This is a genomic window from Mycolicibacterium iranicum (assembly GCF_014190915.1).
In the GTDB taxonomy this organism is placed as follows: Bacteria; Actinomycetota; Actinomycetes; order Mycobacteriales; family Mycobacteriaceae; genus Mycobacterium; species Mycobacterium iranicum_B.
This window is the reverse complement of sequence record NZ_JACHVU010000005.1, coordinates 162708-175612: the sequence shown is the minus strand read 5'-3', so window position 1 is coordinate 175612 and position 12905 is coordinate 162708. Positions and strand designations below refer to the sequence as shown.

Below are 12905 nucleotides of genomic sequence, written 5' to 3'. Positions count from 1 at the left end.
AGAGAGTAACTAGTGGACGACTGTGGCGAGCGCCTCAGCCAGCGCTTCGCGCCACGGGCGCAGCGGCGTCAGTCCCGCGGCTGCCGACCTGACCGGCGACAGCACCGAGTACGTCGGACGGGGCGCGGGACGGGGATGGCGGTCGCTGCCGACGGGCCGCACGCGTTCCGGGTCCTGCCCGAGTGCGGCGAACACCGCCTGGGCCTGCTCGAATCGGCTGCCGCCGCCGGTGTTGGCGGCGTGCAGCACCGGCTCGCGCACCGAACCCTCGGCGACCTGCAGTAGGGCGTCGCACAGGTCACCGACGTAGGTGGGCGATCCGATCTGGTCGGCGACGACGTCGACCGTGCCGTCGCCCAGGGCGGCGCGCCGCATCACCGCGGCGAAGTCGGAGCCGTCGGCGCCTTCGTAGATCCATGCGGTGCGGACGACGTGCGCGCCGGGCAGTGCTGCCAGGACGGCGTGCTCGCCGGCGAGTTTGGTGCGTCCGTACACCGATAACGGCCCGGTCGGGTCGTCGATGTCGTAGGGGCGTGGGTCGCCGTCGAACACCCCGTCGAAGACGTAGTCGGTGGACAGATGGATCAGTGCCGCCCCGGCGGCGGCGCAGGCCTGCGCGACGTTTCCGGCGCCGACGACGTTGACCTCGTGGGCGCGGTCGGGTTCGGTTTCGGCGGCGTCGACCTTGGTGAAGGCCGCGCAGTTGACGACGACGTCGCCTGCCTCGATGACGCGGGTCGCCATCGAAGGATCGGTGATGTCCCACTCGGCCGATGTGAGCGCCACCACGTCATAGCCGCGGCGGCGCGCCTGACCTGCCAACACGCGCCCCACCAGGCCGCCGGCTCCAGAGATCACCATTCGCCCGGTCACATGAGGAGTTTGGCACGCCGATCCGAGCTCCGAGGAATGCGGCCCGGTCGCAAGTAGCCTGGGCAAATGCCTGCTGCTCACCTGGTCCGCGCCATTTCGGTGGCCGTGGCGCTGGCCGTCGTCATCAGTACCGGCGTTGCGTGGGGCAAGATTCGGTCGTTCGAATCGGGCATCAACCACATCAACCCGATCGCTCTCGGCGGGGGCGGCGAGGACGGCGCGATCGACGTTCTGCTCGTCGGGGCCGACAGCCGTACGGACGCCCACGGCAATCCGTTGACCGACGACGAGCGCGCGATGCTGCGTGCCGGCGACGAGGTGTCGACGAACACCGACACGATCATCCTGATCCGCATCCCGAACAACGGGAAGTCGGCGACGGCGATCTCGATCCCCCGCGACTCCTACGTCGAGGCGCCGGGCATGGGCAAGATGAAGATCAACGGCGTGTACGGATCCGTGCACCTCGAAGAAATGAAGCAACTGGTCGAGCAGCAGGGCGTCGACCCCAGCGTCGCCGAACCCGAGGCGCAGGCAGCCGGCCGCGAGGAACTCATCAAGACGGTCGCCAATCTGACCGGCGTCACCGTCGACCATTACGCCGAGATCGGCCTGCTCGGTTTCGCGTTGATCACCGACGCACTCGGCGGGGTGAACGTGTGCCTCAATGCACCTGTCTACGAACCGCTTTCGGGCGCCGACTTCCCGGCCGGCTGGCAGAAGCTCAACGGCGCGCAGGCGCTGAGCTTCGTGCGGCAGCGCCACGATCTCCCACGCGGTGACCTGGACCGGGTCACCCGTCAGCAGGCCGTCATGGCGTCGATGGCCCACGAGGTGATCTCCAGCAAGACGCTGTCGAGCCCGTCGACACTGGGCAATCTCGAAGCGGCCGTGCAGCGTTCGGTGGTGCTGTCCGAAGGCTGGGACATCATGGACTTCGTCGAGCAGCTGCAGAAGCTCGCGGCGGGCAACGTAGCGTTCGCGACCATCCCGATCCTCGAGGAGGCGGGCTGGAGCGACGACGGCATGCAGAGCGTGGTGCGCGTCGATCCGACCGAGGTCAAGGACTGGGTGACCAGCCTGCTGAACGACCAGGACGAGGGCAAGACCGAAGAGCTGACCTACAGCAATGACAAGACCACGGTCGAGGTCGTCAACGACACCGACATCAACGGACTCGCCGCCGCGGTGGCACATGTGTTGACCACCAAGGGTTTTGCCGAAGGCACCGTCGGCAACAACGAAGGCACCAAGGTCGACAAGAGCCAGGTCCAGGCCGCGAAGACCGACGACCTGGGGGCCCAGGCCGTGGCGCTGGAGCTGGGTGGGTTGCCGGTCGTCGAGGACACGTCGATCCCGCAGGGTTCGGTGCGGGTGGTGCTGTCCTCGGATTACACGGGCCCCGGCGCCGGGCTCGACGGCACCGACGTGACGCTGATGGGAGCCGACCCATCGGCGTCAGGCGTGGTGACCGACACCGGCGAGACGGTGCCCCCGCCATCGCCGATCATCACCGCCGGTTCCACCGACCCGGCATGTGTCAACTGACGTGACGAACGTCAGCTCGGCGATCTTGGATCCGTTGATGGCCGCCAACCCGGCGGGCCCCCGGATCACCTATTACGACGACGCCACCGGCGAGCGCATCGAGTTGTCGACGGCCACGCTGGCCAACTGGGCGGCCAAGACCGGCAATCTGCTGCGCGACGAACTCGGTGCGACGCCGGGGAGTCGGGTTGCGGTGATGCTGCCCGCGCACTGGCAGACCGCCGCGGTGCTCTTCGGCATCTGGTGGATCGGCGCGGAGGTGGTGTTCGGCGGCGAGGCCGACATCGCCCTGTGCACCGCCGATCGCATCGACGAGGCCGATGCGGCGGTCGGAATGGGTGAGGTGGCGGTTCTCTCGCTGGATCCGTTCGGCAAGCCGGTGCCCGATCTGCCGGTGGGCCTGACCGACTATGCGACGGCGGTGCGGGTGCACGGCGACCAGATCGTGCCGGAACGCCAACCCGGACCCGCCCTCGACGGCCGGTCGGCCGGCGATGTGCTGGCGGCAGCGCAGGCCTCGGCGGCCTCTCAGGGCCTCACCGGAGCCGATCGGGTGATGTCGACGGCGGCCTGGCACAGCGGTGACGACATCATCGAGCACCTGCTCGCGTTCTACGTCGTGGGCGCCTCCCTGGTGCAGGTGGCAAATCCGGATGCCGGGGCGATGGTTCGTCGCCGGGATACCGAGAAATTGACACGAACGACACCGTGACCTGATTGTTTCCGTGTCCTCACGGTGCCTTAAAGTTTCTGCCGCACACTGCTACTAACCGGTTCTTCCGGTTGTGGCGAAGCCAGGCCGTTCAGCAAGCAGGGGCCCAGCGAGTGAGGAGGCCCGTCGATGTCGTCGACCATCATCGCCATCGGGCTTGTTCTGATCCTGTCTGCTGTCCACGTCCGGATTCACCGCCACGCCGCCTGGGCGTCGAGCTCCAGGGCCCGGTTCCGCATCCTGCTCGGATACACGTTCACCGCATTCTCCGCCTACTGGATCACGTCGGCATCGCTGATGTGGGAGTGGGCGCTCGCCGGCGCGTGGGCGCTCGCCGCAGCGGCGGCCCTACTGACGGGCTCCTCGACGCTGCGCCGGGTGGCCGCCGACCAGGCCGCCGTCGCGCTCGCGATGGAGACGATCGAACCGGCCACAGGCGCCGTTCCGCGCTGACGCGAACCCGGAGACGCATCGTGCGTCCCTCACGGGATTCGCACGGCCCCCCGCAAGCCGCTGCATTGTCACTCCCGCCCCACTAACGCCAAATTGACGCAGAAGTACTATCTTGGCGAACTATTCGGCACCCACGACAGATAACGCCGCCCCAATGGTTGTTGACGAAAAGGTGAGCTGAACTTATTGTTCAGACAACCCAGACGGTCATCGGTCCGGAAACGCACCGCCGATCACAGCTCTGGCAAATCAGCCCTCGCAACTGGGGAGTAGTCGCGGGCGTCGGTTAAGGGGCCGTCATGCAGTCGACCATCACCGCCGTGGCGACCGTCGCCGCACTCCTCGTCTGGCATCAGCACACCCGCCGCCATCCAGGGTGGCGCGCCTGCGACGGCGGCAGGTTCAGCGTCTACTGCGGATACTCTCTCGTCGCGATCGCCACCTATTGGCTTGTGGAGGCACCCACCACGACCACATGGGAGTGGGCGATGGGCAATGCCTGGGCGCTGGCGGCGATGGTGGCGTTCGTACGCGGATTCGACGCGCTCAATCGTGTGACGGCCCAGCACGCCGAGCGGGCACAGGCACTAGAGGCGCTCTCCTCGTCACCGGACCTCGCCGGCGCCACTGACTGAGGCGGGCAGCGCTCGCCGCGCGGCAGATCTGCGCCATTACGCTCGACGTCGTGCCTGTACCTGACCACCCCGCACTGGACCCCGACGTCGTGCGCGCCGCCGTCTCGGACACCGAGTGGCGGCGCATCGACGTAGTCGAGGAAACCGGTTCGACCAACGCCGATCTCATTGCACGCTCTGCCGGCGGTGAGGACATCGCGGGCTCGGTGCTGCTGTCGGAGTTCCAGACCGCAGGGCGTGGCCGCCACGGCCGCAGTTGGTCGGCGCCGCCGCGCGCGCAGATCTCGATGTCGGTCGCTGTGGACACCGCAGGTGTGGCCCCGGACCGGTGGGGCTGGCTGCCGCTGCTCACGGGCCTGGCGGTCGCGCGCACGCTGCGCGCGGATTACGGCGTCGAGGCAGGGGTCAAGTGGCCCAACGACATTCTGGTCGGGACCGGCAAGCTCGCCGGCATTCTCGCCGAGGTTTCCGCTCCTGCGATCGTCGTCGGCCTGGGCCTCAACGTGAACATGGCCGAGGACGAACTCCCCGACCCCCGAGCGGTCTCGCTGGCCATGCTCGGCCACGAGGTGGACCGCAGTGTGCTCGCGGCGGCCCTGCTGCGCACGATCGGCGACGACGTGCAGCGGTGGCGCGCCGGGGACGCGTCCCTGGCGTCGGAGTACCGCAGCGTCAGCACGACGATCGGCACGCGGGTGCGTGCCGTGCTGCCGGGTGACTCCGAGATCACCGGTGTGGCAACGGGTATCGACGACGCGGGACGCCTCGAGATCGACACCGGCCAGACGACGGTGACGGTGTCGGCCGGCGACATCACGCACTTACGCCCCGCCGGCGTTCAGGGTTCCCCGGAATAGCAGTCCGGGCTGCGATCGCGGTGGCGATCACAGCCCGGAATGCTATTCCGCGAAGAACAGCTGGCTCACTTGAGCAGCGCGCGGCTCATCACGACTCGCTGAATCTGGTTGGTGCCCTCGTAGATCTGCGTGATCTTGGCGTCGCGCATCATCCGCTCGACCGGGAAGTCGACGGTATAGCCGGCGCCGCCGAAGAGCTGGACCGCGTCGGTCGTCACTTCCATCGCGACGTCGGACGCCAGGCACTTCGAGGCGGCCGAGATGAACCCGAGGTTGCCCTCGCCGCGTTCGGCGCGGGCCGCCGCCGAGTAGACCATCAACCGTGCGCTCTCGACCTTCATCGCCATGTCGGCGAGCATGAACTGCACGGCCTGGAAGTCGCTGATGGACTTGCCGAACTGCTTGCGGTCCTTGGTGTATTCGATCGCAGCGTCCAACGCGCCCTGCGCAATGCCGACCGCCTGCGCACCGATGGTGGGACGGGTGTGGTCGAGGGTGGCCAGCGCGGTCTTGAAGCCGGTGCCCGGCTCGCCGATGATCCGGTCGCCGGGGATGCGGCAGTTCTCGAAGTACAGCTCGGTCGTCGGCGAACCCTTGATGCCGAGCTTGCGCTCCTTGGGCCCGACGCTGAATCCTTCGTCGTCGACGTGGACCATGAAGGCGGAGATGCCGTTGGCGCCCTTCTCGGGGTCGTTGACCGCCATGACGGTGTACCAGTCCGACTTGCCGCCGTTGGTGATCCAGCACTTCGCCCCGTTGAGGATCCAGTCGTCACCGTCGGCCTTGGCGCGGGTGCGCATCGAGGCGGCGTCACTGCCGGCTTCGCGCTCCGACAGCGCGTAGGACGCCATGGACTCACCCGAGGCGAGAGACGGAAGCACCTTCTTCTTGAGCTCGTCGGAACCGCGCAGGATCAGCCCCATGGTGCCGAGCTTGTTGACGGCGGGGATCAGCGAGGCAGACGCGTCGACGCGGGCCACCTCTTCGATGACGATGCACGCCGCGACCGAGTCGGCACCCTGACCGCCGTACTCCTCGGGCACGTGCACCGCGTTGAAGCCGTTCGAGACGAGCGCGTCGAGTGCCTCCTGGGGGAAGCGCGCGTTCTCGTCGACGTCCGCGGCGTGCGGCGCGATCTCCTTCTCCGCGAGCGCGCGGATCGCGGCGCGCAGTTCCTGATGCTCCTCCGGCAACTGGAAGAGATCGAACGACGGGTCTCCGGACCAACTAGCCATCTTCATCTCCTTGCTACTCGTCAGTAACTTTAGCGCTAACGCGGCTTCGAAACGAATTCCGGGGGCCGCACTTCTCAGGCGTGGCTCAGGCGTAGGACTGGTTCGCTCTCAGTGTCCCTGGGTACTTTCAGCAGCATGCAGGTGTACATCGAGGGCAAGGCCTTCCGCCGTACTGCGCATTGCGAATGTGGCTGGAACGCTACTCCGCGCTTGTCGCGCGCTTCAGCGGTTGTCGACGCCGGTATCCACGCGGCCCAGACGGGACACATCCAGGCTCCGGCCCCGGTGCAGCACTCCGCGCCGGTCGTCGTCCTCAAAGCGTCGTAACTCGGCAGGCATAACCGCCCAGTGTGACGAACGTCACAATGGCAATTCTCGCGCTTACGCGTCCGTCAACCACGACCTCGGGAAACAGCCTGTAGCAGTTAGCTAGGCAAACACCTCTCAGAAGGGTCTACTCCCCCAGAAGCTTCTGCCGCAACGCCTCGTCCTTCTGCAGGACCATCTGCTCCAGAGACGCCTGAAATGCCGACATCCGTTCCTGCAGCGCTTTGTCCGACGCACCCAGAATCCGGACGGCCAGCAGTCCGGCGTTGCGTGCACCACCGATCGACACCGTCGCGACCGGGACCCCGGCGGGCATCTGCACGATCGACAGCAGGGAGTCCATTCCGTCCAGTCGCGCCAGGGGCACCGGGACGCCGATCACCGGAAGCGGAGTCGCCGAGGCCACCATGCCCGGCAGGTGCGCCGCTCCACCGGCCCCGGCGATGATCACCTCGATGCCGCGGCCGGCGGCCTCCTGCGCGTAGGCCAGCATGCGAGCCGGTGTGCGATGCGCCGACACCACACCCACTTCGAACGGCACGTCGAATTCGGCAAGAGCCTCCGCCGCGTCCGACATCACGGGCCAGTCGCTGTCGCTGCCCATGATCAAGCCCACCCGAGGCGTCATGCGTGTTCGTCCCATCCGTCGGTCCACTGTGCGTGCGACAACCAGTGTGCCGCCCGCTCTGCCCGCTCCCGCAGCGACGCCACGGTCTCGGACGCACCGCCGACGATGTTGACGTGGCCGATCTTGCGACCCGGGCGTTCCTCTTTGCCGTACAGATGCACCTTCGCGTCAGGCATGCGGGCGAACAGATGGTGCACCCGCTCGTCCATCGACATCGACGGGATCTCCGGCGCGCCAAGCACATTGCCCATGACTGTCGGCGCGAGCGCCGACGTGTCGCCGAGCGGGTAGTCGAGCACCGCGCGCAGGTGCTGCTCGAACTGACTCGTGCGCGCACCGTCCATCGTCCAATGCCCCGAGTTGTGCGGCCGCATCGCGAGCTCGTTGACCAGCAGCGCGCCGTCGGTGGTCTCGAACAGCTCGACGGCCAGCACTCCGACGACACCCAGCGACGACGCGATGCGCAACGCCAATTCCGACGCCGCAGAACCGAGTTCGTCCGACAGGTCGGGCGCCGGGGCGATCACGGTCACGCAGATGCCGTCCCGCTGCACGGTTTCGACCACCGGCCACGCCGCGCCCTGCCCGAACGGCGAGCGCGCCACGAGCGCCGCGAGTTCGCGGCGCATCGCGACCCGCTCCTCGATCATCACAGGCACGCCGTCGGCGAGATAGCGCTCGACGACCGTCCGCGTCTCATCGGGGTCGGACGCCATGACCACACCACGGCCGTCGTAGCCGCCGCGGACGGTCTTGACGACCACCGGTCCCCCGACCGTCTCGGCGAACGCGACCGCGTCGTCGACCGAGGACACCTCGGAGAAGCGCGGTACCGGAGCGCCGAGGTCGGAAAGGCGTCGCCGCATCACCAACTTGTCCTGCGCGTGCACCAGCGCTTCGGGCGGCGGCAGGACGTTCACCCCGTCGGCGACCAGCTTCTCCAGCAGCTCCGTGGGGACGTGCTCGTGGTCGAAGGTGAACGCCGTGGCTCCCTCGGCGACCCGGCGGAGCGCGTCGAGGTCGGTGTGTGAGCCAAGGACGACGTCGGGGGTGACCTGGGCAGCGGACTCGTCGTCACGGACGGCGAGCACCCGCAGAGTCTGGCCCAAGGCGATGGCGGCCTGCGCGGTCATCCTGGCGAGTTGTCCGCCGCCGATCATCGCAACAACAGGCTGGCGTGAACGGGCGACATAGGGGTTCAGCGACACGGCATATATGGTGTCATGACCCAGGCCATAGGGTTGACCTGCGGTAACGCAGCGATGCGGCATCGGCCGGGCCGTTTCCGTAGACTCGCTCCTTGTGTCCTTTGCCGATGCGACGATCCGCCGCCTGCCGCGACCGATCCGTCCCTACGCCGAACGGCACCACGAGCTGATCAAATTCGCCATCGTTGGTGCCACGACGTTCGTCATCGACTCGGCGATCTTCTTCACGCTCAAGCTGACGATCCTCGAGCCGAAGCCGGTGACGGCCAAGATCATCGCGGGCATCGTCGCGGTCATCGCGTCCTACATTCTGAACAGGGAGTGGAGCTTCCGCGACCGCGGCGGCCGTGAGCGGCACCACGAGGCGCTGCTGTTCTTCGGTGTCAGCGGCGTGGGCGTGCTCCTGAGCATGGCTCCGCTGTGGGTGTCGAGCTACGTGCTGATGCTCCGCGTTCCGATGGTCACGCTGATGACCGAGAACATCGCCGACTTCGTCTCGGCGTACATCATCGGCAACCTTCTGCAGATGGCGTTCCGGTTCTGGGCGTTCCGCCGGTTCGTGTTCCCGGACGAGTTCGCACGCAACCCGGAGAAGGCGCTGGAGTCGACGCTGACCGGAGGCGGCATCGCCGAGGCGCTCGAGGACGAATACGAATTGCGCCATCCCCACGGCCCGGAGCCGAAGGACAATGTGACGCCCATGCGGCTCTCGCGGCGCCGCCGCTCGCAGCGCCAGGCCGACAGCACCGACCCGAGGGTGTCGAAGACATCCTGAGGGCTTCAGGTCGGCGACCCGGCCACGCCCACGCAGAAGTGCACCAACACCTGCAGCGAGTCCAGCACCGAAGTCAGCTCGTCGTGCCCGGTCGCGGAGTACACCTCGACGAGGTAGCTCCTCGACAGGTCGCTCGCACCCGCCAGCGCAACGGCACGGTGTCCCAGAAACCGCAGGAATGCCTGCTCGGCGGCGTCGGACTCGTCCAGGTCAAGTGACTGGACGCCGGCCGAGCCGGTGGCCATCAGGCGGGCCGTCACCGGGAACGTCGCAAGCTCGTGGGGCCCCGTCACATAGTCGGCCCGGACCACGCACAGCCCCGAGCTCAAGTCGTGGATGTGGTCGGCGCCGCGGTGGATCTGCAGAACGCTGTCGGTGAGATCCCGGAAGGAGACCGCCCACCCGGACCCCTCGATCAGCGCGCACGTCTCGGTCGCGACGATCTCCAACGCGGTGAGAACCGGAAGCGGCCGGTGGCTGTTGATCAGGGTTGCGACCCGAGAGCACAGCGAGTCGGCATCGGTCGATGAGCGCCGCCGTCTGTTCGCCGGTACCGGTGGGAGGTTGAGATCGGTGGTGAACCGGCCGCGGCCCTGCGATTTGGCGCGGATCAGAGCAGCGTCGGCGGCGGCGAGCAAGTCCTGACCGTTCCGGATGGTCAGGCCGGCTTCGGCCGCGCCCCAGGTCATCGAGATCTGCGCATCGGTAGCGGCCGCGATCTCGCGGTTGACGCAGCGCGCGATCTCCTCGGCGACCGCGAGGCCGCCCTGTTCGAGAAAGACGCAGAACTCGTCGCCTCCCAGACGGGCCGACAGGACGTGATCACTGTCGTCGACGCAGCGGCGGAAGGTGTCGGCGACGGTTCTCAGCAGCGCATCCCCGGCGGGGTGCCCTTCGCGGTCGTTGACGTCCTTGAATCCGTCGAGATCACCCAGCAGCAGGACGGGGTCGCAGGCCCCCCAGTCGGCGTCGAGGAAACGTTGTTCCAGGGCCCGCCGGTTCGACATCTCGGTCAGCGGATCCAGATGTGCATCGCGCCAGACGGACGTGAAGAGTTCGCCCCGGCCCAGCGCCACGGACGTGTACGCAGCGATGGCCTGCAGCAGCTGGACGTCGTCGAGCCCGAAGCGCCGCCCCTCGGTCCCCGTGGCCCAGAGCTCACCCCACATTTCGTCGTTGAACATGATCGGTACGGCGATCTCGCTTTCCTTGCCGATCGCGTTCAGGTATTCGAGGGCTGCGGGCGCCGTATCGGGGTTGTCGACGGCGTGGGCGTAGGGCCGGCCTTGTCGCAGCAGCTGGGCCAGGAACTCGTCGGCGGCCACCGGGTAGGTCTCGGATTCCGGCCAGCGCTCCTCGCCGGGCAGCAGTTCGCCGACGTTGATCAAGGTCCGCAGAATGTCGGTTTCGCGCTCCCAGCGGCTGATCGACAGTGACGATGCACGCAGGGCGATCAGGGCCTGCTCGGCGACGACTTCGAGAAGTTCGTCGAAGTAGTTGGCGGTGAGCACCGCATGGGAGATGCGAAGCATGGTCCGCAGCACCGTCTGGTCGTGAGGCACGAACACCTCGTTGACGTCGACGCTCGCGGTGCTGCTGCCCCGCCGGCGACGCATGAACCTCTCAGGCACGCCCACCCCTCCCGCAGCCCGATGCAGTGGACCAAAGTTACTCCGCGTGGCGGCGTACTGCCGGGAGGCCGCTGGTTGCATAACCTTACGACGTGCCGGGGCGACACCGTAGGAGTGATGTGCGGCCCTGGGCGCTCGTGGTCGGGGGCACGATCGGCGCACTGATCCGTTACGGCCTGGCCACGTGGTGGCCGCTGCCGCACCACGTTCTGATCTCGACGACCGTGACCGTGGGATGCGCGTTCCTGATCGCCTCCTACCTGCTGGCGACGGGTTCGTTTTCGGCGACGCGTTCGGTGTTCTTAGGCGTGTGCGTCAGTGCCGCAAGTATGAGCGCCTGGGCGGTGCTGACGATCAGTCAACCGATGAAGCTGTCGCTGGCGTTCTTGGTCGGAACTCCAGCTGCGGCAGTGGGCGGCCTCATCTGCGGATTGGCGGTGGCGCGTGCGGTATCTCGCTGAGTCACCGCTCGTCTGGCTCCTCGTTGCGCTCGGCGGAGCGGCGGGCAGTGCCCTCGGGCTGTTCTTGGTGCGCAAGCCGTCGCCTCGCCGCCTGCTGCTGAGTACCGCGGCGGTATCCGGTTTGTTGGGAGCCTTGAGCGCGTATCCGTACTGGAGAGCTGTGAATTCGGTGGTGGGGGTCGGATTTCTGGGTTCGGCCGCGAGCATGGTTCTCACCGCCATGCCGCCGACGGCGTGGCTGGGAACCAACTCGATCTGGCGGACGACGCTGCGAGTCACACGCAGGTTGGCCGTGTACTGCGCTGTCGGTGTGACCTTCGCGCTCCTCGGTTACCTGGCGCTGCGGGCCGGGATCACCCTGTACGTCAAGCTGCGTTAAGCCGCGTCACAGCCCAAAATCTCGGCCTTGACCCAGCCCCCGTACTGGTACAGATACGTGAACTGCCACTGCGCAACGGAGAACGGGTACGTCCGCGGGACATCGCGCATGATCGCGCGGCGGGTCGGCGAGGTGAAGCACTGGTCGAAGATTTTCCGGGCGCGCGGAAGGTGGTAGCGCCAGCTGACGACGATCACACTGGTCCATCCGTACTTGTCGGCCAGCGCGCGGGTCATCATCGCCTCCCCGCGGGTCGTCAGGGGCGCCGGACGCTGACAGATCACGCGGATATCGCGCCGCGGCGCGCACGCCTTCTTCATCGTCTTGTCCGACGCAGCATAGGGATTCGACAGCAGCACGGTCTCGGCGTAGCCCTGCTCGGCCAATTTGACCCCGTAGGCTTCGCGGCCGTCGTGTTCGCCACCGAGGACCACGATGGCGTCGGCCTTCTTCAGGGGGTCCGCGGTCGCGCGCGCGAACAGAATGGTGCCGCTCGCGCCGTTGAGGAACAGCAACAGGACCAGAAGCGCCATCGATGCGCTCACCAGATACCGTCGGCGCCGCATCTATTGCACGCTAGGCCAGCGACGAGGCGGGCGCAGCCTCAGCTCGGCGATTCCTCCGTACCGAGGGTGTCGAACACCTCGTGGTAGAGCAGCGAGTGGACGCGTTCGACCCGCGGAATGTCCTGGAACTCCAGCGGATCCTGCGACGCGGACTCGATGATCAACGTTCCGGTGCGGAAGATCCGGTCGACGAGACCGTGCCGAAATTCGACGCTGTTGATCCGTGCCAGCGGGATGTCGATCCCAGACCGGGTGATCAGGCCGTGCCGGTACATGACGCGGCGGTCGGTGATGACGAAGTGGGTGGTCCACCAGTTGAGGAACGGCCACACCGCGAGCCAGCCGACGAGGATGAGCCAGATGGCGGCGATCACGCCGAACACGATGTTCTTGGCGTTCTGTTCCCACTCCAAAGTATTGACGTAGCCGGCAACGAACGCAGCAGCGGCCGATGCCACGATGAGTATCAGAGCAGGAATGGCGAGGCGCCCCCAGTGCGGGTGGCGGTGTAGGACCACATGTTCGTCTCTGGCCAGCACGTTTTCCGGATAGCCCACGGCAGCACTGTACTGGCGATCCGAAGGTGGGGCACCGACTTCGCTTTGCGACCTGAACTC

15 protein-coding genes are annotated in these 12905 nt (G+C 67.2%); 8 read left to right on the top strand and 7 right to left on the bottom strand.

The features are described 5' to 3' along the window. Positions 1 to 9: 9 nt before the first annotated feature. Complete coding sequence (gene rfbD, locus FHR72_RS13820; protein WP_183468882.1) at positions 10 to 873, bottom strand: dTDP-4-dehydrorhamnose reductase; 864 nt, start codon at positions 871 to 873, stop codon at positions 10 to 12. Between the two features lie 66 nt (positions 874 to 939). On the opposite strand from rfbD, the gene FHR72_RS13815 reads away from it, so the two are divergent. The 5 genes from FHR72_RS13815 to FHR72_RS13795 all read left to right on the top strand — a co-directional run bounded on the left by FHR72_RS13815 (position 940) and on the right by FHR72_RS13795 (position 5078). Further along, the gene (locus FHR72_RS13815) at positions 940 to 2421 is read left to right on the top strand and encodes an LCP family protein (protein WP_183468880.1); all 1482 of its coding nucleotides are present in this window, start codon (positions 940 to 942) and stop codon (positions 2419 to 2421) included. 1 nt (position 2422) lies between these two features. Continuing rightward, positions 2423 to 3133, top strand: coding sequence for a TIGR03089 family protein (locus FHR72_RS13810; protein ID WP_311736140.1), 711 nt, complete (start codon positions 2423 to 2425; stop codon positions 3131 to 3133). Positions 3134 to 3262: 129 nt separating this feature from the next. Continuing rightward, positions 3263 to 3586, top strand: coding sequence for a hypothetical protein (locus FHR72_RS13805; RefSeq protein WP_183468878.1), 324 nt, complete (start codon positions 3263 to 3265; stop codon positions 3584 to 3586). 299 nt (positions 3587 to 3885) lie between these two features. Next, a complete protein-coding gene (locus tag FHR72_RS13800) occupies positions 3886 to 4221 on the top strand; it encodes a hypothetical protein (protein ID WP_183468876.1) in 336 nt (111 codons plus the stop codon). A gap of 50 nt (positions 4222 to 4271) precedes the next feature. After that, positions 4272 to 5078, top strand: a complete 807-nt coding sequence (locus FHR72_RS13795; RefSeq protein ID WP_183468874.1) for a biotin--[acetyl-CoA-carboxylase] ligase — start codon at positions 4272 to 4274, stop codon at positions 5076 to 5078. 65 nt (positions 5079 to 5143) lie between these two features. On the opposite strand, the gene FHR72_RS13790 is transcribed toward FHR72_RS13795, so the two are convergent. The 3 genes from FHR72_RS13790 to FHR72_RS13780 all read right to left on the bottom strand — a co-directional run bounded on the left by FHR72_RS13790 (position 5144) and on the right by FHR72_RS13780 (position 8428). After that, the gene (locus FHR72_RS13790; RefSeq protein ID WP_183468872.1) at positions 5144 to 6313 is read right to left on the bottom strand and encodes an acyl-CoA dehydrogenase; all 1170 of its coding nucleotides are present in this window, start codon (positions 6311 to 6313) and stop codon (positions 5144 to 5146) included. 454 nt (positions 6314 to 6767) lie between these two features. Beyond that, positions 6768 to 7268 (bottom strand): 5-(carboxyamino)imidazole ribonucleotide mutase, encoded by a 501-nt coding sequence (purE, locus tag FHR72_RS13785; protein ID WP_183468870.1) that lies wholly within the window; start codon positions 7266 to 7268, stop codon positions 6768 to 6770. Further along, complete coding sequence (locus FHR72_RS13780) at positions 7265 to 8428, bottom strand: 5-(carboxyamino)imidazole ribonucleotide synthase (protein ID WP_260156039.1); 1164 nt, start codon at positions 8426 to 8428, stop codon at positions 7265 to 7267. The genes purE and FHR72_RS13780 overlap by 4 nt, the downstream gene beginning before the upstream one ends. Before the next feature lie 142 nt (positions 8429 to 8570). Here FHR72_RS13780 and FHR72_RS13775 point away from each other — a divergent pair, with 142 nt between their 5' ends. Then, positions 8571 to 9251 (top strand): GtrA family protein, encoded by a 681-nt coding sequence (locus FHR72_RS13775; protein WP_183468868.1) that lies wholly within the window; start codon positions 8571 to 8573, stop codon positions 9249 to 9251. A 5-nt stretch (positions 9252 to 9256) separates the two neighbouring features. Here FHR72_RS13775 and FHR72_RS13770 read toward each other — a convergent pair whose 3' ends face one another. Further along, positions 9257 to 10882 (bottom strand): GGDEF domain-containing protein, encoded by a 1626-nt coding sequence (locus tag FHR72_RS13770; protein ID WP_183468866.1) that lies wholly within the window; start codon positions 10880 to 10882, stop codon positions 9257 to 9259. 119 nt (positions 10883 to 11001) lie between these two features. Here FHR72_RS13770 and FHR72_RS13765 point away from each other — a divergent pair, with 119 nt between their 5' ends. Both FHR72_RS13765 and FHR72_RS13760 read left to right on the top strand, forming a co-directional pair. Further along, the gene (locus FHR72_RS13765) at positions 11002 to 11343 is read left to right on the top strand and encodes a chromosome condensation protein CrcB (protein ID WP_311736139.1); all 342 of its coding nucleotides are present in this window, start codon (positions 11002 to 11004) and stop codon (positions 11341 to 11343) included. Continuing rightward, a complete protein-coding gene (locus FHR72_RS13760; protein ID WP_183468854.1) occupies positions 11327 to 11722 on the top strand; it encodes a hypothetical protein in 396 nt (131 codons plus the stop codon). Before FHR72_RS13765 ends, FHR72_RS13760 begins: the two co-directional genes overlap by 17 nt. Here the strand turns inward: FHR72_RS13760 and FHR72_RS13755 are convergent. Both FHR72_RS13755 and FHR72_RS13750 read right to left on the bottom strand, forming a co-directional pair. After that, positions 11719 to 12288, bottom strand: a complete 570-nt coding sequence (locus FHR72_RS13755) for a YdcF family protein (protein WP_183468852.1) — start codon at positions 12286 to 12288, stop codon at positions 11719 to 11721. The two genes, FHR72_RS13760 and FHR72_RS13755, sit on opposite strands and share 4 nt — an antisense overlap. Positions 12289 to 12326: 38 nt before the next feature. After that, positions 12327 to 12845: a PH domain-containing protein gene (locus FHR72_RS13750; protein ID WP_183469124.1), complete on the bottom strand. Its 519-nt coding sequence runs from the start codon at positions 12843 to 12845 to the stop codon at positions 12327 to 12329. Positions 12846 to 12905 lie beyond the last annotated feature (60 nt).